A 22,842-nucleotide genomic window follows, 5' to 3' on the forward strand; every position below is an offset into this window, starting at 1 on the left:
GTGCGGGAATTTTCCCGGTATTTTGGAAAAGACTAAAAAGAAACAGCCGATTTTGATTTTTCATAAAAATATGCTAAAATATTCTAGTATCTTTCAAAAAGGAGAGCCCCTTTGAATCGCGCAAGGAATTCTATTCGCAATATCATATTCGGCCTGGGCGGTCAGATTTTAAATATTCTGATGAGCTTCGCCATGCGCACGGTCTTTATCCATACGCTGGACGAGGTTTACCAGGGCGTCAACGGGACGTTCACCAATATTTTGATGCTCTTTTCCCTGGCGGATCTGGGCGTCGGGACGGCTATCATATACGCGCTCTATAAGCCGATTGCAGAGGATAACAAAGTCAAAATCCAGGGCCTGATGAAGCTGTATCAGAAGGCGTATATCATCGTCGGCTTTGTGGTTGTTGCGATGGGGCTCGTTACGCTGCCTTTCCTGGAATACCTGGTCAAAGACGCGAATATCCCGGATCTGCACCTGATTTTCATGCTGTTTGTCATCAATACGGCATCGGGGTATTTCTTCTCCTATAAAGGCTCGCTGATTACGGCGCACCAGAAGAACTATATCGTTACCAACGTCATCTACGGGACATCCATTTTGTGCTATGGCATTCAGATGATCGTCATGAGCCTGACGCACAACTATATTCTGACGCTCTCCATTCAGGTGGGCACCAACGCGCTGCAAGGCATCATCACCATGTTCCTCGCGGATCGGATGTATCCCTATATCCGGGGGAAAAACGACTCTGTGCTCCCCAAAAAGGACCGCAAGGCAATTTTCCGCAGCATGGGTTCGCTGATGTTTTACAGAGCGGGACAAGTTGTCATCAACGGCACGGACAGCCTGATCATCTCTTCCATTGTCGGCGTCAAGGAGGCGGGGATTTACTCCAACTATTCTCTGCTGACGACGACGGTCAAGAACCTCTTGCAGCAGGTGTTCAACGCCTGCACGGCCAGCATCGGCAATATGGCGGCAACCGAGAGCAACCGGCGCAAATACAAGGTCTATAACGCCATCTTCTTTGGGAACTTCTGGATGTTTGGCTTTGCGGCGGTCTGCTTCTATGTGCTGTTCAACCCATTCGTCGCGATCTGGGCCGGCACGGATCGGCTGCTGGATCAGACGATGGTCGTCTTTATCGTTTTAAACTTCTATCTGGTCGGGATGCGCAATGTCAATACGACGTTCCGGGATACGATGGGCGTTTTTGAAGAGGGGAAGTTTATTCCGATCATCTCGGCAATTGTCAATATCGGCATCTCGATTATGACAGCGAAAGCCTTCGGGCTCATCGGCGCATTTATCGGGACAACCGTCAGTATGCTGACGACGCTGGTCTGGATGGAGCCGGTCGTGCTGTTTAAACATGGGTTCCACCGAAGCCCGCTCGTGTATTTTGTAAAATATGCCGTCTATTTCTGCGTTACACTGCTCACGGCGCTTCTGACGGATTTTCTGGCGGGCCTGCTGGGAAGCGGCGGCCTGCTGGTGTTTGCAGGAAAATTCCTTATCTGCATGATCGTGCCCAATACGATTTTCTACTTGCTTTTCCGCAAGACTGGGGATTTCCAGCTGCTTGCGCGGCAGGTCAAATCGGTTTTGGGCAGAAAACTTAGGAGGAAAAAACACGCATGATTTTATTTGGGCCTTCCGGAAATTCGGAGCAGTTTTACGAGGCAGGATATAAGCACACTTATGAGGCGATGGCCTGGATTCGGGGCATGGGCCTTGGGGCATATGAATACTCCTTTGGCAGAGGCGTGCGCATCGGTGAGCAGACGGCGGCAGTTGTGCGGGAAAAGGCGCGGGAGAATGAAATTGCCATGAGCGTGCATGCGCCGTATTTTATCAACCTGGCGACAGACGACCCGGAAAAGCGGGAGAAGAACCTGCAGTATTTTTTGGAAAGCGCAAAAGCGGCAAAATGGCTGGGAGCAGACCGCGTGATCTTCCACCCGGGCTCCTGCGCCAAGATGGATCGGGCGCTGGCCTTTGATATGACAAAGCGCAATTTCACGTGGATTTTGCAGCAGCTGGATGAGGCCGGCCAGGGAGATTTGACCTATTGCCCCGAGACCATGGGCAAAATCAACCAGCTGGGGGATTTGCAGGAGATCATTGCTCTGGTGAATCTAGATGAGAGAGTGCTGCCCACCATCGATTTTGGTCATCTGCATACCCGGGGGCGGGGCGCCATCAACTCGCCGGAGGATTTTGAGGAGATTTTGAAAGCGCTCATCGATGGCATCGGGCAGGAGCGCACCAGCCGGATGCACGTCCATTTCTCGAAAATTGAGTTTACGGCCATGGGGGAAAAACAGCACAGGACGTTTGCCGAGGAAGGATACGGCCCGGATTTCGCGCATCTGGCGCCTATGCTGCTCAAATACGATTTACAGCCGCGCATCATCTGCGAATCCAAGGGGACGATGGCGATGGATGCGCTGGCCATGAAGCAGATGTACGAAAAAGCGAAGGAGGGGATGAAACATGAATAAGTTTGAAAAGCTGCGCGCCTATATGGCGGAAAACGGAGTAGACGGCGTTCTGATTACCAGCCTGGAGAATATGCAGTGGTATTCCGGGTTTTCCGGGGATACCGGGGATATTCTGGTAACGGCGGATGCGCAGTATTTTATGACGGATTTCCGCTATCTGGAGATGGCCGAGCGGGAGATGGGCGATGATTTTGAGTTTGTCAAAATTGCGCAGGACGGCGCATACCGCGAGGCGGCGGAGCTGATGAAAAAGCACGGCGTAAAAAGGCTTGGCATCGAGACTTCTAAAGTTACGCTGGATCAGAAAGCGGCGATGGATGCGGCATTTTCCGCTTCCTACTGCTCGATCGACGACGAGATGCGCGCACTGCGCACAATCAAAACGCCGGAAGAAATTGAGAAAATGCGCAAAGGCGCAAAAATCACCGCGGATACCTTCTATCACATGACCAAAGTGATCAAACCGGGCGTTTCGGAATACGATTTGCTGGCAGAGATGATCTATTTCTTCCATAAAAACGGCGTGAAGCCCTCCTTTGAGCCGATCATCGCCACAGGCCCCAACTCCTCTCTGCCTCACGCGACGATTTCGGATCGCAAAGTGCAGAATGGGGATTTCGTTACGATGGATTTCGGCGTGATCTATGAGGGGCAGTGCACGGATTTTACCAGAACTGTCGCTGTGGGAGGGGTTGCGCCCGAGCTGGAAATGATTTATAATATTGTGCAGAAAGCACAGCTCGCGACGCTGGCAGCCCTGCGCCCGGGGATTACGGGCGGCGATGTGGATGCCGTTGCGAGAAATATCATCACAGATGCCGGCTATGGTGCGTTCTATGAGCATGGGACGGGCCATGGTGTGGGCGTAGAGATTCACGAGGCTCCGTGGTTCCGCAGAGATAATCCGCAGGTGCTCGAGGCGGGCATGATCGGCACTGTCGAGCCGGGCATTTATCTGCCGGGGCAGGGCGGCGTGCGCATCGAAGATATGGTAGCCATCACGGAAGATGGCTATGAGAATTTCTATACGGTATCAAAAGATTTAATCGTTTTATAATTGGAGGAGAAAACAAATGGTATCAGCAGGCGATTTCAGAAAGGGCGTTACGATCGAGATCGATGGCCAGGTTTGGGTCATCGTGGATTTCCAGCACGTCAAGCCGGGCAAGGGCGCGGCATTCGTGCGCACGAAGATCAAAAACGTCGTTACGGGCGGCGTGCTTGAGCGGACGTTCAACCCGACGGAGAAATACCCCAAGGCGATGGTCGAGAGAAAAGAGATGCAGTATCTCTATTCGGACGGCGATCTCTACTACTTCATGGATCTCGAAACGTATGATCAGCTGCCCCTGGGCAAAGCGCTGGTGGAAGAGGCGATGCAGTACGTCAAGGAGAATTCCAACGTTACGGTGAAGTTCTTCAAGGGCGAGGCATTCTCTGTGGAAGCGCCCAACTTCGTCGAGCTGGAAATCGTCGAGACCGAGCCCGGCTTCAAGGGCGATACGGCAACTTCCGGCAACAAGCCGGCTGTGCTCGAGACGGGAGCGAAGGTCATGGTTCCGCTGTTCGTCAACCAGGGCGATCGGATCCGTGTGGATACCAGAACGGGCGACTACATGGAGCGCGTTTAGGCGCAAAGCAAAAAGAGCGGCGAAAGGCCGCTCTTTTTTATATGCAAAATAGAGGGAGCTTGTTATGCGATCAAAAGAGCAGCGCAGAAGCGCTGCTCTTTATTCTTCTTTTAAATTCTCCAATATCATCCTTACTGCCGCGATGACAAAAGCAGAAAAGGTGCAGTTCTTTCCCTGGATAGCTGCTTCCACTTGCTCAATGACATCGTTGGGAAAGCGGATAGTTTTATTGGTTGTTTTGGGAATGGAGGGAATTCTAAATTTTCTCATGCACCAGCTCTGTTATAAGGTATCTAACCTCATCATAGAGCATAAAAAGACGGTTGTCTGCATTGCAAATGCCTTGCTCACAGCGGGAGAGAAAGCTGTTATACTAAAGCTATCTTTTGTGAAATTGAGAGCAGGGCAGAATGAAAATCGCGGTAGTGGGTTCGAGAAATTTAGAGGTAGAGATTGGCAGATATTTGCCGGAGGGGATCACGGAGATCATCAGCGGGGGAGCTCGGGGCATCGATCGGGCGGCGGAGACCTATGCAGATGCGCACGGCATCGCCAAGCGCATTTTTCTGCCGGATTACCAAAGATACGGGCGCAGAGCGCCGCTGGTGCGCAACCGGCAGATCGTGCAGGCGGCGGAGCTCGTCATCGCCGTCTGGGACGGCGCCTCCCGTGGGACGAAATATACCATAGACTATGCGCGCTCCCTGGGCAAGCCGGTGCGGGTTTATCGGGTTTAAAAAACGGGGAGAAACAGGGAGATCAAAAAGGAGGCGCTCACGCACCTCCTTTTTTGTTAAAAGCTTATTCAAAGAGCTTGGCGGCCTTAGCCATGTTTTCAATTACCGGAACGCCGAAGGGGCAGCGCCCTTCACAGCTTCCGCAGGCAATGCAGTCGCTGCCTTTTGCGGAGAGAGAAGCGTAGTGCGAGGCGATGGAAGGCGGGATATGCGCCTCATCCAGCCGGGCAATATCCAGGTATTTATTGACGGCCGCGATATCGATGCCCGCAGGGCAGGGCTGGCAATGGCTGCAATAGACGCAGTTGCCCTTAAAATCGTTGCGCTGGGTGCCCAGAACAGGGGAATAATCCCGCTCCTCGTCGCTCAGCTCCAGATAGCGCATGGCCTCAGCGACTTCGGCGGCCGTCTGGCAGCCCACCAGCGTGCTGGCCACGGCAGGGCGCGTCAGGGCATAGTGGATGCACTGGGCGACGCTCATGGGCTTCTCGAACGGCGTATGTTCGGCAGAGATCAGCTTGCCGGCTCCCAGCGTTTTCATGACGGTGATGCCAATGCCCTTGTTGGCGCAAAACTGATAGAATGCCGCCCGACCGGGATCGATGCCGTGAAATGCCGCGGAATCCAGGCCATCATTGAGCACATCCAGCGCATTGGATTCGGCGGGAATGAGATCGAACGCCATATTGATGCTGAATAGGAGCATCTCGGGCAGACCCGTCTGGATGACGCGCTGCGCCATCGCCGGGTTATGCGAACTGAAGCCGATATGGCGGATATCGCCGCGCTCTTTGAGCTTCAGGACGTAATCTGCGAAGCCGGTATCAAAAACGCCGCGGTAATCCTCCTCGGAATCGATGAAGAACATCATGCCAAAATCGATATAGCCATAGATGCGCAGTAGATCTTCAAAATAGCGCTGAACTGTGGGCAGATCGCGGCTGATGTCGTATTGTTTGCTGAGGTCTGTCGAGCCGATATGCCCTTGAATCAGCACATCCTTGCGGCGCGCGCCCAGGGCCTTGGCGATATTCTCCCGGATCTCCCGGCCGGGCATAAACACATCAAAAATATTCACGCCGTAATCCAGCGCCGCGGAGATTGTCTCGCCCACCTGCGCAAAGGGTTTGCCATCCAGATGTTCGCAGCCAAGGCCGATGATGCTGGCCTGGCACCCGGTTTTTCCAATTTCACGATACTCCATGTTTCCACCATCCTATCATCATATTGCTAAGATTCTATTCTGTTTTTTTGCTGTGCCTTTATGATACCATGAACGCAGGATTTTGCAAAGCGGAGAGAGCCGCGGCAATAAAAAAACCGCGGATGATTCTATCCGCGGCGAGATGGTGGAGATGATGAGACTCGAACTCACGACCTCTTACATGCGAAGCAAGCGCTCTAGCCAACTGAGCTACACCCCCAACTGCCAACAACACGCATTATACACCATCTCCCACAAAGTTTCAATATCTATTTTTGAGTTTTTGAAAAATAGGCGGGAATTTGGCCGGGGCTTTCTCTTTGGCAAAAATTCTGCTACAATTTAAAGGAAGAGCGCAGGAGGGGGATTATGGCACAGCAATCGTTATTTGAAACAGGGCAGAACCGCCCGCTGGCAAGCCGGCTTCGGCCGACGGATCTGGATGGGTTCGTGGGCCAAAAGCATTTGCTGGGGGAAGGGAAGGTTTTGCGGCAGCTCATCGAGCAGGATATGGTTTCCTCCATGATCTTCTGGGGGCCGCCCGGCGTGGGCAAGACGACGCTGGCCCGCATCATCGCCGGCAAGACAAAGGCGAATTTTATCGATTTCAGCGCAGTAACCAGTGGGATCAAGGAGATCCGCGAGGTCATGAGCCGGGCGGAAAACGACAGGCTGCTGGGAGAAAAGACCATCCTGTTTGTAGATGAGATTCACCGCTTCAACAAAGCCCAGCAGGATGCTTTTTTGCCCTTTGTGGAAAAAGGGAGCATCATTCTGATTGGCGCGACGACAGAGAACCCTTCTTTTGAAGTCAACTCCGCTCTGCTTTCCAGATGCAAGGTATTCGTTTTGCAGGCGCTGGCGCAGGAAGATCTGGTGCAGTTATTGCAAAACGCGCTGGCAGACCCCAAGGGCTTTGGGGAACAGCAGGTGGAAATTTCCGAAAAACTACTGGAGATGATCGCCGCTTTTGCCAACGGTGATGCCAGGACGGCGCTCAATACGCTGGAGATGGTTGTGCTCAATGCAGAGCGGCGGGGGGAGAAGACCATCGTCTCCGAGGAGATTTTGGAGCAGTGCATCAGCAAAAAATCCCTGCTCTATGATAAGAACGGCGAGGAGCACTATAATCTGATTTCGGCGCTGCATAAATCCATGCGCAACAGCGATCCGGATGCGGCGGTCTACTGGCTGGCGCGGATGCTGGAGGCCGGAGAGGACCCGCTTTATATCGCCCGGCGGCTGGTTCGCTATGCCAGCGAGGATATTGGGCTGGCAGACCCCAGCGCGCTGTCTATGGCTGTGGCGGCATACCAGGCCTGCCATTTTATCGGTATGCCCGAATGCAGCGTCAATTTGACGGAGGCGGTGATCTATTTCTCCGTAACGCCCAAATCCAACGCGCTCTATACGGCGTATGAGCGGGCCAAAAAGGACGCGCTGACCATGCTGGCAGAGCCGGTTCCGCTGCAAATCCGCAATGCGCCGACCAAGCTGATGAAGGAACTGCACTATGGCGAAGGCTACCAATATGCGCACGATACGGAGGAAAAGCTGACGGCTATGCAATGTCTGCCGGATTCGCTTTTGGGCAAGAAGTATTACCGGCCGACGGTGCAGGGCAGGGAGAGCCGAATCAAAGAGCGGCTGGAGCAGATTGAGCAGTGGAAGGAGCAGCACAGGGAAAAACAGCAATGACGACAGCGGCGCGGGCAGAGTTTTGGGATGCGGCCCAAGCGCCTGCTGCTATTTGGTGAAAAAAAGAGCGATGCTGGATACAAGGCCAGGCACCGCTCTTTTTTATAAGGAAAATTCAGTCTTTTTTCGGCGGAACAAAGGTGGATTTCTTGCCGAAGTTTGGCTTTTCCTTTTGGGGAGGCTGAAAGCTCGGCTTTTCCACCTGGGTATTCTCGAAATTATTCTTGGGGGAGGGAGAGGAGAGGTCGAAATACAGGCGGGAATCCTCGGTTACGCCAAAATCGCGGTTGGAGCCGGTATCCTGCACGCGGTTGAAGGCCTCGCGGAACATGGCGTTATGCGCCTCTTCCCGGTTGAGCAGAAAATCGATGGTCTCACGGACGCACTTATCGCCGATTTGGCGGTAGAGATATTCGTAGACCACTTTGGCGCGCTGTTCGCTGGCGATATTGGAGAGCAGGTCCGCGCAGAGATCTCCCGTAACGGTAACGTAGTCGGAAGTCCAGGAATAGCCGGAGGAATTGATGAGCCCGGGGTTCAGCCCTAGGATGACATGCGTCTGGATTTCGCCAACCTGCGTCTGCTGATAATCCACGTCGTGGCCGTTGAGCAGGTTAATCGTCTGGGCGACCATTTCCATATGGCTCAGCTCTTCTGCGGCGATATCCATAAACAGATCCTTGATGGCGGGATCTTTGATGCGGAAGCTCTGGGACATATACTGCATGGCCGCTTTCAGCTCGCCGTTTCCGCCGCCCAGCTGCTCTTGCAGCAAAACGGCATACTGCGGATTGGGGCGCTCAACTTTGACATCCTGCAATAATTTTTTGTTGTGTTCAAACATGGTTTTCTCCTTTAGAAATACATTTTCCCTTATTATCTGTGAATTGGCCACTGTTATGCGCGAAAAGACGCGAAGGAGCGGTTGTAGGCGGGTGGAAAAAGGTGTAAACTAAAACAGACCGGATAAAAAGAAATGGAGAATTTTTTATGCAGCTGTTTTTGGAAAAACACAAGCGCGCTGTGATGCAGATGATCACTGTGCTTTTTTGGTTTGCGCTTTATGTCTATGTCCCTTATCAGACGCCGTACCTCACTTTGCTGGGCGTGGCGTCTTCTTTTATCGGGATCATTTTAGGCGCCTATGGGTTTTCCCAGATGATCATCCGCATCCCGCTGGGAATTGGGGCAGACCGAAAAGGGCGGCATAAACCTTTTATCATCCTGGGCAACATCTGCGCGGCGGCGGCCTCTGTTCTGCGCTTCTGCTGGCCCGGCGCAGTCTCCTTTCTGCTGGCAAACCTCATTTCTGGCATGGCGGCCTCGACCTGGATTTCAAGCACTGTGCTTTACCCGACGTATTACCCCAAAGATCAACTGAAAAAGGCCATGGGAACACTGCTGGCCATGAACAATTTCGGCACGCTGCTGGGCTTTCTTGCAGGCATGATCGCGACCCAGTTTTTTAAAACAGAGGTTCTCTTTTTGATGAGCGCCGGGGCGGGAATTTTGAGCGCCGCACTGAGCCTCTTCTTATGGGAAGAGCCGCAGGCGCAGGCAAAGGCTTTGCCGCCGCTGCGCGATCACTTCCGCATTTTTAAGCGCAGGCGGCTTCTGCTGTTTTCCGTGGGCATGGCGCTTTTGCAGGCCGTCAATATGAGCACGGCCATGTCGTTCACCAGCGAATACGGCAGGCAGATTGGGGCGGATAATTTGCAGATTGGCCTGCTTTCAGCGCTCTATATGGGCGCTTCAGCCCTGAGCTCCCTTTATACGGGGACGCGCCATGCCGCGCGCCTGGGAGAGAAAAAACTCGTTCCGGCCTTCTTCCTGGTCTACGCGCTTTGCTGCGCAGGCATTCCGCTGATCCGGCAGATTTGGCTGCTCTGCCTGGCGCAGGTTTTGGGCGGCTTCTCCTTTGCCAGCCTGCTTTCGCTTTTTATGTCTGGGGCGGTGGAAGGGGTGCCCCAGGAAAAGCGCTCGACTGCCATGGGCTTTTTCCAGGCGGTATATGGCATCGGCATGACGTTCGGGCCGACGCTTATGGGCGTGATGGTGCAGGGCGCGGGCATGCAGGCGGCCTATTGGGCGATGAGCGCGCTCTGCGCCGCAGACGGCATCGCAGTTTGCTGGCTGCTTTCCAAAAAGAGCTTTTCCAGCGGGCAATAGCGCCGGAGCAACGTATATAATTTGTATCAAGTTGTAAAAGATATAGGAGAGGATGGCAAAATCTGCTATGATGAAGCTATCCTAATTGGAACTTTTTTGAAAATTGCGCGTCTAAGAGGATAGTATTTGAAAGGGTAATGGAGAAAAACCATGAGTAAGAAGAAAAAGATCATTCTAATTGCATCTATTTCAGCGGCTGTTTTGCTGATCGCAGGCGGGCTGTACTGGCTGCTTAGCGGAACGGGCGCTTCGGGGCAGAAGGTTTATGTGCAGCCGGTTTCCGAAATCCTGGGATTAGGGGCGGCGGGCGTGCAGAACCGGTATGCCGGCGTGATCGAATCGCAGAAGACGCTGAAAATCGAGCTGGATCCTTCTAAAACGCTTTCGGAGGTTTTCGTCAAAGAGGGCGATGAAGTGAAGGCGGGGGATCCGCTTTTCTCTTACGATGTCGATGAACTGAAGCTGAACCTGGAGCAGCTCAATTTGGAGCTGGAGAGCACAAAGAGCAGCATCACGACCATGCAGGAGCAGATTGCCGCGCTGAAAAGAGAGAAAGCCAGCGCGCCCAAAAGCGAGCAGCTGCAGTATACCATCCAGATCCAGACGCTGGAAGTGAACATCATGCAGGCAGAATACACCATCAAGACAAAAACTGCCGAAGTCGAGAAGGCGAAAAGCGCCATCGAGCATGCCGTCGTCACGGCGGAGATGGATGGGGTTGTGCGCGAGCTCAACCAGAGCGGGGGAGAGCAGCAGCCAGGCTACGGCGACGGTTCGCAGTCCTCTTTTATGACGATTACAGCCACAGGCTCCTTCCGTGTCAAGGGGCTGGTGGGCGAGCAGTTTGTCTACACGCTCTACGAGGGCATGCCGGTGATCATCCGATCCCGGACGGATGAAAATGCCATTTGGAAGGGAACTATCCAGCTCATCGATGTTTCGAACCCGGTCAAGGGCAACAATAACGGCATGATGCATTATGACGGCATGGCGGCGCAGGATGACACCACCAGCACGTCCAAATATCCCTTCTATGTGGAGCTGGAGTCTTCTGAGAATTTGCTCATGGGGCAGCACGTCTATATCGAGCCGGATATGGGGCAGGGCGCGCAGAAGGAGGGCACCTGGCTGCCCAGCGCCTATCTGATTTTGGAGGATGAGAAGGCCTTTGTCTATGCGGCGAATACATGGGGCAAGATTGAGAAGCGCAGTGTCGAGCTGGGCGAATACGACGAGACGACCGACAGCTATGAGATTTTGAAGGGCCTTGAGCTGAAAGACCGCATCGCGTTCCCGGAAGACTTCATCAAAGCGGGGATGGGCGTAACGGATTCGCCCACCTATGGCGGCGGCGATGACGATCTGCCGGAAGGCGGCTTGCCCGGCGAAGACGACATGCTGCCCGGCGGCGGAGATGAGGGCATTATGCCATACTCGGATGCTGCTGCCCTGGAGGAATAGGCGTATGGTAGTCAGATTAGAGCATATCTTTAAAGACTATATGCAGGGCAAGCTGACTGTGCCCGTGCTCAAAGATATTTCGCTGGATATTGAGGAGGGCGAATACCTGGCCATTATGGGCCCTTCCGGCTCTGGCAAGACGACGCTGATGAACATCCTCGGATGCCTGGATATTGCGACCAAGGGCAGCTACTTTCTGGAGGAGAAAGATGTCTCCGGCCTTTCGGATCGGGAGATGGCAGAGCTGCGCAACCGCTATATCGGCTTTGTCTTTCAGACCTTCCACTTGCTGCCGCGCCAAAGCGCGATAGAGAACGTGGAGCTGCCGCTTCTATACGGCGGATATTCCAAAAAGGACCGCAGAGCAATGGCAGAAGCGGCGCTGGAGAAGGTCGGCCTGGCAGACCGCATGGAGTTTAAGCCGGGGCAGCTTTCAGGCGGCCAGTGCCAGAGAGTTGCCATTGCGCGCGCCATCGCAGGAAAGCCGAAGCTTCTGCTGGCAGATGAGCCCACCGGCGCGCTGGATTCCAAATCCGGCGAGCAGGTGATGGAGATTTTCTCCCGGCTGCATCAGGAAGGCGCGACGATTGCCATGATCACGCATGAGCGCTCGATTGCCGAATGCGCCCAGAAGATCCTCTATATTCGCGACGGCGAATTGCACCGGGAGGAGGCAGGAAGATGAAGAAGAAATTGAGCAAAAAGATGGTTGCCGCCATCAGCATCTCGGTTGCTGCTGTAATCATCGCGGGAATTGGCGCGGCCATTGCAATTTCGGCGGGCAACGCGCGGGTGGACGTCGTCCCGGTTTATCAGATTATGAACTCCTGGATGGGGGAATCCGAGACGACGAACGGCATGGTGCAGTCTTATATGGCGCAGACCATCCCGCATAGCAAGACCAACACCATAACCAAGATATACGTCAAAGACGGAGACCAGGTGGAGATTGGCGATCCGCTGCTGGAATACGATGTAACCATGCTGGATTTGCAGCAAAGGCTCAAAAAGCTGGAAGTTCAGCGCATGGGGCTGGAACTGACGCAGCTCAAAGAGGAGCTGGCGGCGCTGAGAGGGCTGAAGCCGGGCTCTGCAAGGCTGGCAGGCGATTTTGCCCCGGCAGACGGGCTGATGCTGCTGGCGGTTGCGCCGGGGAGCGCGATCAACACAGGCGAGCTGGATGAGAATGCCCTCTACTATAACCAGACGCCTCCTGCCGGGACGGAGGTGGATCCCTATCTGTTCCTATGCGCCAAGGGCACCAAGATTCAGCAGGGTTTTCTTGCGGAAATGCTCAGGCTGGCAGCAGAGAAGGGAGATTCTGTTTTTGCGCGGGTGGAATACCGCCAGGGGGATACGCAGACGGGAGAACTGCTCTATGCGTACCGCATGGCGTTTCACGCGAACGGAGAGTTTGAATTCGATTTAGATCTTCCCGAAGTTCAGCCTCCGGCACCCTCTGCATCCGAGGAGCCGGAACCCAGCGCCGAGCCATCGCCTTCGGAGGAGCCGGAGCCCAGCCTGGAGCCTGAACCGAGCTTTGAGCCCGAGCCCAGCATTGAGCCGGATCCGGGCTATACCGCCGATGAGATTAAGCAGATGATAGCGGAGAAAGAGGCAGAGGTTCGGGAAAAGGAGCTGGCCATCAAAAAGGCCGAGCTGGAGCTGAAAAAGGCGGAGACGCAGCTGGGCGCAGAAGGCGTCGTGAAGAGCGTGGTCAAGGGCAAAGTCAAGCTGGCGCCCAACCAGGATGCCCTTCAGGAGGGCGAAGCACTGCTCACCGTGACGGGTGGCGACGGCTTCTATGTGCAGGGAATGGTCAATGAGCTGAGCTTGTCCAAGGTGCAGCCGGGGGATACGGTTTATGTGATGAACTATATGAACGGCATGAGCTATGAAGGAGAAGTTGTGGAAGTTTCGGATATGCCGCAGCAAAATTACGGCTTCTCTCAAAACCCCAACGAATCCGCATATCCGTTTACGGTCCATGTGGGCGGCGATGCAGAGCTGACCATTGGGGACTATGTGGATATCTCCTATGGCGGCGGCGCTGCCTCGGGAGGGAATGAAGCGCTCTATATCGATAAGATGTATGTCCGGGAAGAGAATGGCGAGAGCTATGTGTTCATCGCGGTGGATGGCAAGCTGAAAAAGCAGACGGTCAAGACGGGAGCGACGCTCTATGGCTGGTGCATTGAGGTCAGGGAAGGCCTCTCGCCGGAAGATTATATCGCTTTCCCATACGGCAAGCTGGCCAAGAACGGGACGAAAGTGAATTTGCCGGATAATACGGGCGACGATATGGCCTGGGCGGTTAAACGATAGGAGGCAGAGAAATGCTAGAAAATATACGATTGGCGTTCGTCGGGGTATGGACGCATAAAATGCGCTCTTGCCTGACGATGCTTGGCATCATCATCGGCATCGCTTCTATCATTGCCATTTCTTCCACGATTATGGGGACGAACGAGCAGATCAAGCAAAACCTCATTGGCGCGGGCAATAATGCCGTAGAAATTCAGCTGCACCAGAACGATTACCCCATAGATATGGAAGGCGGCGTTCCGCAGGGAATCCCAACCGTTTCCCAACAGGCGATGGAGGAGATCGCGGCGCTGGACAATGTGGAGGCGGCGGCACAGTTTTATAAGCGCAATATCTATTCCAGCGTTTTTTACGGAGCGACAAGCCTCTCCAATGGCTATCTTTACGGGATCGATTCAAGTTATCTTGGCGTATACGGATACCAGATTCGGCAAGGCAGAGGCTTTTCCGAGGCAGATGAAAAGGGCGCGCACAAAGTCGCCCTGCTGGATAAGGATGCGGCAGACGCGCTGTTCCTGGGAGAAAACCCCGTCGGCAAGACTGTAGAAATACAGAGCGAGCCATATGTGATCATCGGGGTTGTGACGCAGAGCAGTGAGTTCCAACCCGTCATCAACACGCCGGAAGACTACTATAACTATATGAAGACCAGCAATGGCAAGGTGTTCGTCCCGATGGCGACCTGGCCAGTGATCTATCAGTATGATGAGCCGCAGTCTGTGGCTGTGCAGGCGAGCAGTACGGAGGCCATGAGCACAGTGGGCAAGCAGGCGGCAGATGTGCTGAACAGCTATCTCCAGACGGGCAGCGAGGGCCCAATTCTCTATAAGGGAGAAGACTTGCTGGAGCAGGCGAAGGAGATGCAGGATCTCTCCAAGAGCACCAATCAGCAGCTCATCTGGATTGCCAGCATCTCGCTGCTGGTCGGCGGAATTGGCGTCATGAATATCATGCTGGTCTCCGTAACCGAGCGGACGCGGGAGATTGGCCTCAAAAAGGCGCTGGGCGCCAGAAAGGGAATCATCTCCGGGCAGTTCCTGACGGAGGCGGCCGTTTTGACTTTCCTGGGCGGCCTGGTGGGCGTCATCAGCGGCATCATTTTGGCGGTGGTAATTTCAAAAATATCGCTGGTTCCCATCGCTATCAGCGCGCCGACAGCTCTGATTGCAGTCGCATTCTCCGTGATCATCGGGCTGATTTTTGGCATTGTGCCCGCCATGAAAGCGGCGAATCTCAACCCGATTGAGGCGCTACGGCGGGAATAGGAAGGAAGAGCAGAATGAAAAAACAGAGTATGAGAGGTGGGCTGGCGCTGCTGTTTTGCGCGGCGCTGTGCCTCGCCGTGATGATAGGGGGCTGCGCAAAGCAGCCGGAAGCGCCGAGCGGCTCTGCCGCTGTGCCAGAGGCTTCTGAGAAAGTGCCCGAGCTGGGCGAAGAGAAGCTGGAGCATATGCTGCCCATTCTGGAGGGGATTGCGGTGGCCGCGGAGGGCGGCAAGACGTATGACAGCCAGGATGCGGAGCAGGTTTGGCAGATGCTCTACTCGGTTGCCTACCGCAACGGCGAGCAGGGACAGGAGGCGGTTTGGCAGGAAGGTGGAGATCTGTCTGTCAGCAAAGCGCTTATGGAGCAATATGCGGCGGCCTGCTTTGAGGGATTTGCCCAGCTGCCGGAGGTTCCGGAAAGCGTTGAGCAAGTGGTCTACGAGCAAAGTACCGGGAAATATCTCCTGAAGAATACGGATCAGAGCGAGATTTATGGGAAAATTTATGCTGTTCAGGAGACGGCGCAGGGGATTTACCGCGTATCGCTCAATCTTTTTGCAGGAGATGACGATCTCCCGTATGAGCAGTATGAGTTCATATTGGTCGATAATAAAAATAAGAGTGAAGCAGCGCAAAGTTTTGATTACTGCGTCCGGCAGGCAAACAAGTTTGAGATGAATCCGGGCAGTATGGCGCGGTAGAAAAGGGCAGCGAAACGCTGCCTTTTTTACTGAAAAAAATGACATCCGAAAGAAAGCGGTTTTACATTTTTTGGGCAGGGCGATATAATAAAGCAAGTGAAGTTTGCGGCGGCTTTATGAAAGAAAGGGAGAAAGATGAAAATTGCGGTGATAACGGGGGCGTCTTCTGGCATGGGCAGGGAGTTTGTTCGGCAATTGGCCCAGCAGGAGGAACTGGATGAGATTTGGGCGATTGCCCGAAGAGAGCAAAGGCTCAAAGAGCTGGCCGACGAGGTTCGCATTCCCATCCGGGCGCTGGCGCTTGATCTCACCCAGGAACAGAGCTTTGAAGAATATGCACGGCAGCTGGAGGCGGAAAAGCCCGAAGTTGCGGTTTTGGTGAACTGCAGCGGATATGGCAAATTCGGCCATTTCTCGGAGATTGTTCTGGATGATATGATGGGCATGATCGATTTGAACTGCAAGGCGCTCGTGCGCATGACGGCGCTGACGCTTCCCTATATGGGGCGCGGCGGGGAAATCTACCAGCTGGATTCGCTTTCCTCCTTCCAGCCCGTTCCCTATATCAATATTTACGGCGCCACCAAGGCATTTGTTTTGAGCCATTCCAGAGCGCTGAACCTGGAACTGCGCCCAAGGGGCATTCGGGTGATGGCCATTTGCCCCGGGTGGGTGAATACCGAGTTTTTCGACCGTGCCGAGACGCAGAGCGAAAAGGTCATCACCTACTTCAATGCCGTCTACCAGCCGGAGGACGTGGTTGCAACGGCGCTAAAGGATATGAAGAGGGGAAAAGACGTTTCCATCCACGGGTTCAAAATCAAGATGCAGGTGTTTTTTACAAAGCTTTTGCCGCATCGGCTTGTGATGCGGGTTTGGATGAAACAGCAAAAATTTCCGGCAAAATAGCCGAAGAGGTGGGAGAGGGACTCCCGCTTTTTTTATTGGAGGCGCCTTGCGCTTGTGCCGGAAAGCGGGGCGTGTTAGAATAAGAATAAACAAGGGAAAAGGAAATACCGCTTGACTTAAAGTGTGCTTTATCGGTTACACTGGATTTGTTGTTAATAAAGGAAAGGTAGAGGAGGAACAAAATGCAGTACAGAAAGTATGGCAAGACGGGAGAGATGGTCTCGGCGCTTTCGCTGGGCATGATGCGGCTGCCCACGGCAAGCGAAGAGGGAAATTCTAAGGATATCGATCAGGCGGCGGCAAACGAGATGGTGAAGCTGGCGCTGGAAAAAGGGGTCAACTACTTCGATACGGCGTATCCCTATCACGGCGGGCAGAGCGAGGTTTCCCTGGGCATTGCACTGCGGGAGAGTGGGCTGCCCAGGCCGTTTATCGCCAGCAAGAGCCCGGTTTGGCTGATAGAAAAAGAAGAAGATTTTGATAAATACCTGGATGAGCAGCTGGAGCGGCTGGGCGTGGATTATATCGATTTCTATTTGCTGCATGCTCTGGATGCAGATCGCTGGGAGAATAAAGTGCAGAAATTCAATCTGTGCGCAAAGATGGAGCAGGCCCGCGCGGCGGGAAAAATCCGCCATATCGGCTTCTCTTTCCACGATAAGCTGGAGGCATTTCGGCAGATTGTCGATGGATACGAGGGCTGGGAATTCTGCCAGATTCAGCTCAACTATATCGATACCAATTATCAGGCGGGCATTGAGGGCCTGAAATATGCGGCGCAGAAGGGCATGGGCGTTGCGATTATGGAGCCCCTGCTGGGCGGCCGGCTGGCCACGCCGCCAAAGGATGTTAAAGAGGTGTTCAAAGGCAAAGATCCCGTTCAGGCGGCGCTGGATTTCCTCTGGGATATGCCGGAGGTTGGCGTTGTGCTCTCGGGCATGAGCAATTTGGAGCAGTTAAGGCAGAATATCGAGTTTGCAGAGGCATCCTCGGCAGGCAAGCTCTCGGAAGAGGAGCGCGGCATCATGGCCAAGGCCAAGCAGATTTACGATGCCAAGGCGTTGGTGCCCTGCACGCGCTGCGCATACTGCATGCCCTGCCCGGCGGGACTGAATATCCCAAGCCTGATCAACAAATACAACAATACGGCTATCTATGAGTTTGAAGAGGTCCGCAAAAACTATATGGATACGGAAGTCAAGGCGGATGCCTGCATCGGCTGCCATGCCTGCGAAGCGGAATGCCCGCAGCATCTAAAGCCCAGTGAGCTGATGCCCAAGATCCACGCTCTCTTTACAAAGTAAACAGAAGAAAGAACAGAGATACGGTGCAGCCTATGAGAGCTGCACCGTTTTTTATTTGCTTTCTCCCTTTATGATGATAGATCCCTTTGCTGTTGTGAATAGCGCATAACTTTGTACATTCAAATGCAGCAAACAATATCATCTGGTAAGCAAAGCAGCTGTCAAAAACGATCGAAGCAACATAGCACAACTGGGCCTTTCCTGCTTGAAAAGGCTCAGTTGTGTTACCCGGAGATTTGCGTATCGACAAATTTCGAATAAATTGTATTTATATCGACAAATTTCTTGTAAGTGCTCTTTGTCGCATGATATAATATACAAAATAGAATGGGTTTGTTGTAGCCTGGTGCACAGCATAATGTGGGTTATGCTGCCTGAAATATGAGGAGGTAATTCTATGGCACAGATTGCTGAAATTATTAAATACGAGGGTGACAACAGCACTTTCATTTGGAAACATCCAAGCGAAGATTTTAACAGCCTGACACAGCTGATTGTTCACGAGAGTCAGGAAGCGATCTTCTTTATGAATGGCCAGGCGCTCGATCTGTTCGGGCCGGGCCGCTATACGCTGGAAACTCAGAATATCCCCAAACTTGGCAAAATTCTTAACCGCACCACCGGCGGAAACACTCCGTTTCATTGCGAAGTTTATTTTATCAACAAAACCGAGCAAATGAGTATTAAGTGGGGCACCGACAGCAAGGTTCAGTACATTGAACCTACATATGGGTTTCCGATCTCCATCGGCGCTTCCGGTGAAATGAGCCTTCGCGCGGAAGACAGCCGTAAGCTGCTTTTGAAGCTGGTTGGGACTGAGAATTTCCTCGGCCAGCAGAAATTAACATCCTTTTTCCGCGCGTTTTTGATGACGAGAGTGAAAACCTATATCGCACAAGCGATGAAAGCCAATGCGATCAATATTTTTGAGCTGGATGAAAACCTGACCGTCTTTTCAGATTCTATCCACAAGCAGCTGATTCCTGATTTTGCAGATTACGGCGTATCTTTGGAGCGCTTTTTTGTCACCAACGTAGCTAAGCCAGACGGAGACAGACAATATGAGAAGTTTAAGGAGCTTCACTTCCGCCAATATGCGGATATTGCTGAAGCAAAGCTTCGTCAGCAGGCAGATATCATCTATGCTCAGACGGAAGCGCAAAAGGTGATCATTGATTCGCAGGCGCAAGCTGCCAAACGCGCGCAAGAAGGGTATACCTATCAGCAAGAACGCGGTTTTGATGTAGCAACAGAGGCCGCGAGAAATGAAGCGGTTGGCCAGTTTACGAATCTCGGCGTCGGGCTGGGCGCAATGGCTGGAGTTGGCGGCGCTGTTGCGGGCACAGTCAGTGGAGCAATGAGTGATGCGTTAAATCAAACAAGCATGGCAAGTGCTGATTCTAAATGCGCAAAATGCGGGGCGGCTCTTCCTGAAAATGCAAAGTTTTGCTTGGAGTGCGGTGAGAAGATTGCCCCTGCAATACCAGATGGCATGGTAGTTTGCCCAAAATGCGGTAGCGCCGTTGCAAAAGGTAAATTTTGCCCAGAGTGCGGCCACAAGTTTGTAATTGTTTGCCCCAAGTGCGGCAAGGAGATTGCTGCAGGCGCCAAGTTCTGTCCTGAATGCGGCGAGAAGCTCTAAAAGAGGTGCTGATAATGAAAAAAACTTTTAAATACTATTCGATTATTTGGGCTGTTTTGTTCATTCTTTTTCAAGTGATTGCCTTTGTTCCTGCCGGTTGGCTGGGATTGGAGAAATATACTGCTTCCTTCTGGATCGGCTATGCCTTCATTCTGCTCTCGTTTGCCGGGCAATTGCTCTGCGCCTATTTCGCATTAAAAGAAAACAATATAAAAAAGATTTTCTATAACATATCTCTCGTTACCACAAGCTACACTGGGCTAATTCTTTCTTTTGTCTTTGGCGGCCTGTGCATGATGATCTCTATGCTGCCTTATTGGGTCGGCATTGTTTTGTGCAGTGTTCTCCTGGCATTTAATGTAATTGCCGTGCTAAAAGCCGCTGCCGCAATTGAACTTGTAAGCGCTGTTGATGACAAAGTGAAAGCAAAGACTTCTTTTATCAAAGCGCTGACGGCAGATGCGGAGGGCCTGATATCCCGTGCAAAAAGCGAAACTGTAAAAGCAGAATGCAAAAAGGTTTATGAGGCTGTGCGCTATTCTGATCCTATGAGTGATGAAGCGCTTTCTGCCATCGAGGATGAAATTACTATTCAGTTCGCAAAACTCACTGAAGCTGTAGTAGAAGGCAATGAAATCTTAACAGTCGAAACCGCGGATGAGCTTGCCGTTATATTGGCCGATAGAAATAATAAATGCAAGCTTTTGAAATAAGGTAATAATATTATCTCCAATTTTTTGTGCTCTGGCAGATGGGTGAAGGCCTGCATTCTGCCCAGAGCCCAGATGTAAGTTTAAGATGACCTTTGGGGGAATAGAGAATGGCATTATTTAGATGCAAAATGTGCGGTGGCGCATTGGAAATCAACAATCATGAAACGGTTGCAACCTGTGAGTATTGCGGAACTCAGCAGACCTTGCCTAAACTGGATAATGACCGCAAAGTAAATCTCTATGATCGGGCCAACCATTTCCGCCGCAACAACGAGTTTGATAAAGCGATAGGGATCTACGAGCAGATTCTCAATGAAGATAATACCGACGCTGAAGCATATTGGTCGCTGGTGTTGTGCCGCTATGGTATTGAATATGTAGAGGATCCTTCGTCTCATAACCGGATTCCCACCATAAACAGAGCACAATTCACTTCTGTTTTTGACGATGATAACTATAAATCCGCCTTGCAGTACGCGGACGGCTATCAACGCCATATCTATGAGCAAGAAGCAAAGACCATTAACGAGATTCAAAAGGGCATTCTTGCCATTTCTCAAAAGGAAGCGCCTTTTGATGTGTTTATCTGCTATAAGGAAACGGATCGTAACGGGCAGCGCACTCCTGATAGTGTATTAGCAAACGATTTGTATCACCAGCTTGCACAAGAAGGATTTAAAGTGTTCTTTGCCCGCATCACCTTGGAGGATCAGCTTGGCTCTGCATACGAGCCATATATCTTTGCGGCTCTAAACAGCGCAAAAGTCATGGTTGTCCTCGGCACAAAGCCGGAATTTTTCCAATCCGCGTGGGTCCGCAATGAATGGAGCCGCTATCTCGCGCTTATTAAGCAGGGGCAGAGGAAAACGCTCATTCCCGCATATAAGGATATGGATCCCTACGATTTGCCAGAAGAATTTTCCCACCTGCAGGCACAGGATATGTCTAAGCTCGGCTTTATGCAAGATTTGATTCGCGGCATTAAGAAAATTGTCCAGGCGGATGAGCCCAAAACAGAAAGTGCGAAAGAAAATCTAGAAAGCGGTGGAAATACCAATATTGCTCCTTTGCTCAAACGTGTGTTTATGTTTCTTGAGGATGGAGATTTTGACAGCGCTGATGAGTATTGTGAAAAAGTTCTGGATATCGAACCTGAAAATGCGCAGGCATATCTTGGAAAGCTGATGGCCGAGCTGTGGGTCAGAAAGCAAGAGAACCTGAAGGATTGTGCTGAGCCTTTTGACAGCAGCAATAACTATCAAAAAGTGCTGCGCTTTGGCGATGAAGAATTAATAACAGAGCTGATGGGCTGCATAGAACATATCAACATCCGCAATGAAAATGCTCGCTTGGTCGGAATTTATACCCGCGCGCAAAGCTCGATGTCTGCTGCGAGAACAGAGAGAGAATATAAAGAAGCCGCACGCCTGTTTGAACTGATCAGCGATTACGAGGACTCCGCTGCTCTGGCAGAGGGTTGCCGCGATAAGGCAGAAGCCGCAAGAAAAGATGCCATTCTTGCAGAGGCGAGGCTAAAAGCGACGGGCGAAGCTATATCTCATTATGAATCTGCAATTAAGCTCCTAGAATCTATTTCTGGATGGAAGGATGCGGATGAGCAGATCTGCGTTTGCAAAGAAAAGATAGAAGAAATCAAGGCAAAGGCTGAGGCAGAGCGCATGGAGCGTAGGCGACAGGCCGAGCTTGTCCGTGCAGAAGAGGAAAAAATCCATACAAGCAAAAAGTGGATTTCAATTATAACGGTGTCTATTGTGTGCATAACGATTGTGCTTCTCGTCGTTTTGGATGCTGTTATCAATAGCAACAAATATAATGATGCGGTTGCATTGATGGATGCAGGGAACCTTGATGAAGCATATGAAATCTTCAAAGAGCTTGGGCACTATAAAGATTCTAAAGATAAAGCGAGTGATATAAGGCTCGTCAAAGCTAGAGAAGCGTTAAAACGCACCAAGGTTGGAGACTATATTAAGTTTGGAACATATGAGCAAGATAATGAAACATCTAATGGTGAAGAAGATATAGAATGGCTTGTACTTGAAGTAAAAGACGGTAAAGCGCTTTTAATTAGCAGATATGCCCTTGACTATCGAAGCTATTATATATATCGTAAAGATGTTAGCTGGGAAAACTTTCCACTTCGCGAGTGGTTAAACGAGAGTTTTTTGAATGCTGCATTCTCGGACGATGAAAAGGCGAAGATACTCACCGTAACGGTATATCCTGATAAGGAGTCGGCCGGCAATGAGACGCAAGATAAGATTTTCTTACTAAGTTATGCCGAAGCGGATAGGTATTTTAGCTCTAATAGCGAAAGAAGGTGTAAACCTACGGATTATGCGGTTGAAAAAGGAGCATATGTCAAGGAATCCACTGGTAACTGCCGGTGGTGGCTGCGGACGAATGGCGCCAAGCCGGGGTATGCTGCCTATATCGATGAGCGTGGTGAAGACTTTCTTAGCAACGTCAATGCCGATAGTTCTGCTATCCGCCCGGCTATGTGGGTTGAGGTGAACCCCTAATTCTTTGGAAGCCGGGGGCATCCAAGCAAT

The 22,842-nt window shown here is 52.0% G+C and carries 20 protein-coding genes and 1 tRNA gene; 17 read left to right on the top strand and 4 right to left on the bottom strand.

The annotated features are described in order from the left end of the window. The first annotated feature begins 111 nt into the window (after positions 1-111). From AALG83_01420 to efp, 4 genes are read left to right on the top strand one after another with little or no spacing between them, the layout of a single operon-like run. The gene (locus AALG83_01420) at positions 112-1,647 is read left to right on the top strand and encodes a sugar translocase (protein ID MEY8381814.1); all 1,536 of its coding nucleotides are present in this window, start codon (positions 112-114) and stop codon (positions 1,645-1,647) included. Further along, on the top strand, positions 1,644-2,510 hold the full coding sequence (locus tag AALG83_01425; protein MEY8381815.1) for a TIM barrel protein: 867 nt from the start codon (positions 1,644-1,646) through the stop codon (positions 2,508-2,510). The genes AALG83_01420 and AALG83_01425 overlap by 4 nt, the downstream gene beginning before the upstream one ends. Continuing rightward, a complete protein-coding gene (locus tag AALG83_01430) occupies positions 2,503-3,567 on the top strand; it encodes a Xaa-Pro peptidase family protein (GenBank protein ID MEY8381816.1) in 1,065 nt (354 codons plus the stop codon). The genes AALG83_01425 and AALG83_01430 overlap by 8 nt, the downstream gene beginning before the upstream one ends. A 16-nt stretch (positions 3,568-3,583) precedes the next feature. Further along, entirely contained in the window at positions 3,584-4,141 is a 558-nt protein-coding gene (gene efp, locus AALG83_01435) for an elongation factor P (protein MEY8381817.1), read from the top strand. A gap of 99 nt (positions 4,142-4,240) precedes the next feature. Here efp and AALG83_01440 read toward each other — a convergent pair whose 3' ends face one another. Continuing rightward, positions 4,241-4,411: a YlcI/YnfO family protein gene (locus tag AALG83_01440; protein ID MEY8381818.1), complete on the bottom strand. Its 171-nt coding sequence runs from the start codon at positions 4,409-4,411 to the stop codon at positions 4,241-4,243. A 140-nt stretch (positions 4,412-4,551) separates the two neighbouring features. Between AALG83_01440 and AALG83_01445 the strand changes: the two genes are divergently transcribed. Next, entirely contained in the window at positions 4,552-4,878 is a 327-nt protein-coding gene (locus tag AALG83_01445; protein ID MEY8381819.1) for an SLOG family protein, read from the top strand. A 64-nt stretch (positions 4,879-4,942) separates the two neighbouring features. Here the strand turns inward: AALG83_01445 and AALG83_01450 are convergent, their stop codons facing one another. Together AALG83_01450 and AALG83_01455 are read right to left on the bottom strand one after the other, a co-directional pair. Next, entirely contained in the window at positions 4,943-6,082 is a 1,140-nt protein-coding gene (locus tag AALG83_01450) for an aldo/keto reductase (GenBank protein MEY8381820.1), read from the bottom strand. Positions 6,083-6,225: 143 nt separating this feature from the next. Then, positions 6,226-6,302, bottom strand: a tRNA-Ala gene (locus tag AALG83_01455). A gap of 149 nt (positions 6,303-6,451) precedes the next feature. Here AALG83_01455 and AALG83_01460 point away from each other — a divergent pair. Then, complete coding sequence (locus AALG83_01460) at positions 6,452-7,780, top strand: replication-associated recombination protein A (protein MEY8381821.1); 1,329 nt, start codon at positions 6,452-6,454, stop codon at positions 7,778-7,780. Positions 7,781-7,895: 115 nt separating this feature from the next. Here the strand turns inward: AALG83_01460 and AALG83_01465 are convergent, their stop codons facing one another. Next, the gene (locus tag AALG83_01465) at positions 7,896-8,624 is read right to left on the bottom strand and encodes a manganese catalase family protein (protein MEY8381822.1); all 729 of its coding nucleotides are present in this window, start codon (positions 8,622-8,624) and stop codon (positions 7,896-7,898) included. Between the two features lie 146 nt (positions 8,625-8,770). On the opposite strand from AALG83_01465, the gene AALG83_01470 reads away from it, so the two are divergent. From AALG83_01470 to AALG83_01520, 11 genes are all read left to right on the top strand, one after another. Then, on the top strand, positions 8,771-9,949 hold the full coding sequence (locus AALG83_01470; GenBank protein MEY8381823.1) for an MFS transporter: 1,179 nt from the start codon (positions 8,771-8,773) through the stop codon (positions 9,947-9,949). A gap of 150 nt (positions 9,950-10,099) precedes the next feature. Next, the gene (locus tag AALG83_01475; protein ID MEY8381824.1) at positions 10,100-11,410 is read left to right on the top strand and encodes an efflux RND transporter periplasmic adaptor subunit; all 1,311 of its coding nucleotides are present in this window, start codon (positions 10,100-10,102) and stop codon (positions 11,408-11,410) included. A 4-nt stretch (positions 11,411-11,414) separates the two neighbouring features. Beyond that, a complete protein-coding gene (locus AALG83_01480) occupies positions 11,415-12,095 on the top strand; it encodes an ABC transporter ATP-binding protein (GenBank protein MEY8381825.1) in 681 nt (226 codons plus the stop codon). Then, positions 12,092-13,735: an HlyD family efflux transporter periplasmic adaptor subunit gene (locus AALG83_01485; protein ID MEY8381826.1), complete on the top strand. Its 1,644-nt coding sequence runs from the start codon at positions 12,092-12,094 to the stop codon at positions 13,733-13,735. Before AALG83_01480 ends, AALG83_01485 begins: the two co-directional genes overlap by 4 nt. 11 nt (positions 13,736-13,746) lie before the next feature. Next, positions 13,747-15,000, top strand: a complete 1,254-nt coding sequence (locus tag AALG83_01490) for an ABC transporter permease (GenBank protein ID MEY8381827.1) — start codon at positions 13,747-13,749, stop codon at positions 14,998-15,000. A gap of 14 nt (positions 15,001-15,014) precedes the next feature. After that, positions 15,015-15,701 (top strand): hypothetical protein, encoded by a 687-nt coding sequence (locus tag AALG83_01495; GenBank protein MEY8381828.1) that lies wholly within the window; start codon positions 15,015-15,017, stop codon positions 15,699-15,701. A gap of 135 nt (positions 15,702-15,836) precedes the next feature. Then, positions 15,837-16,610 carry an SDR family NAD(P)-dependent oxidoreductase gene (locus tag AALG83_01500; protein MEY8381829.1) on the top strand — a complete coding sequence of 258 codons (774 nt, stop codon included), beginning with the start codon at positions 15,837-15,839 and terminating at the stop codon, positions 16,608-16,610. A 182-nt stretch (positions 16,611-16,792) separates the two neighbouring features. After that, entirely contained in the window at positions 16,793-17,914 is a 1,122-nt protein-coding gene (locus AALG83_01505; GenBank protein ID MEY8381830.1) for an aldo/keto reductase, read from the top strand. Positions 17,915-18,311: 397 nt separating this feature from the next. Continuing rightward, entirely contained in the window at positions 18,312-19,556 is a 1,245-nt protein-coding gene (locus AALG83_01510; protein ID MEY8381831.1) for an SPFH domain-containing protein, read from the top strand. A gap of 14 nt (positions 19,557-19,570) precedes the next feature. Further along, positions 19,571-20,269, top strand: coding sequence for a hypothetical protein (locus AALG83_01515; GenBank protein ID MEY8381832.1), 699 nt, complete (start codon positions 19,571-19,573; stop codon positions 20,267-20,269). A 107-nt stretch (positions 20,270-20,376) separates the two neighbouring features. Beyond that, entirely contained in the window at positions 20,377-22,812 is a 2,436-nt protein-coding gene (locus AALG83_01520) for a DUF6273 domain-containing protein (GenBank protein MEY8381833.1), read from the top strand. Positions 22,813-22,842: the final 30 nt, after the last annotated feature.

The sequence above is a fragment of the Christensenellaceae bacterium 44-20 genome, from assembly GCA_041223705.1.
Taxonomy (GTDB): Bacteria; Bacillota; Clostridia; order Christensenellales; family Christensenellaceae; genus QANA01.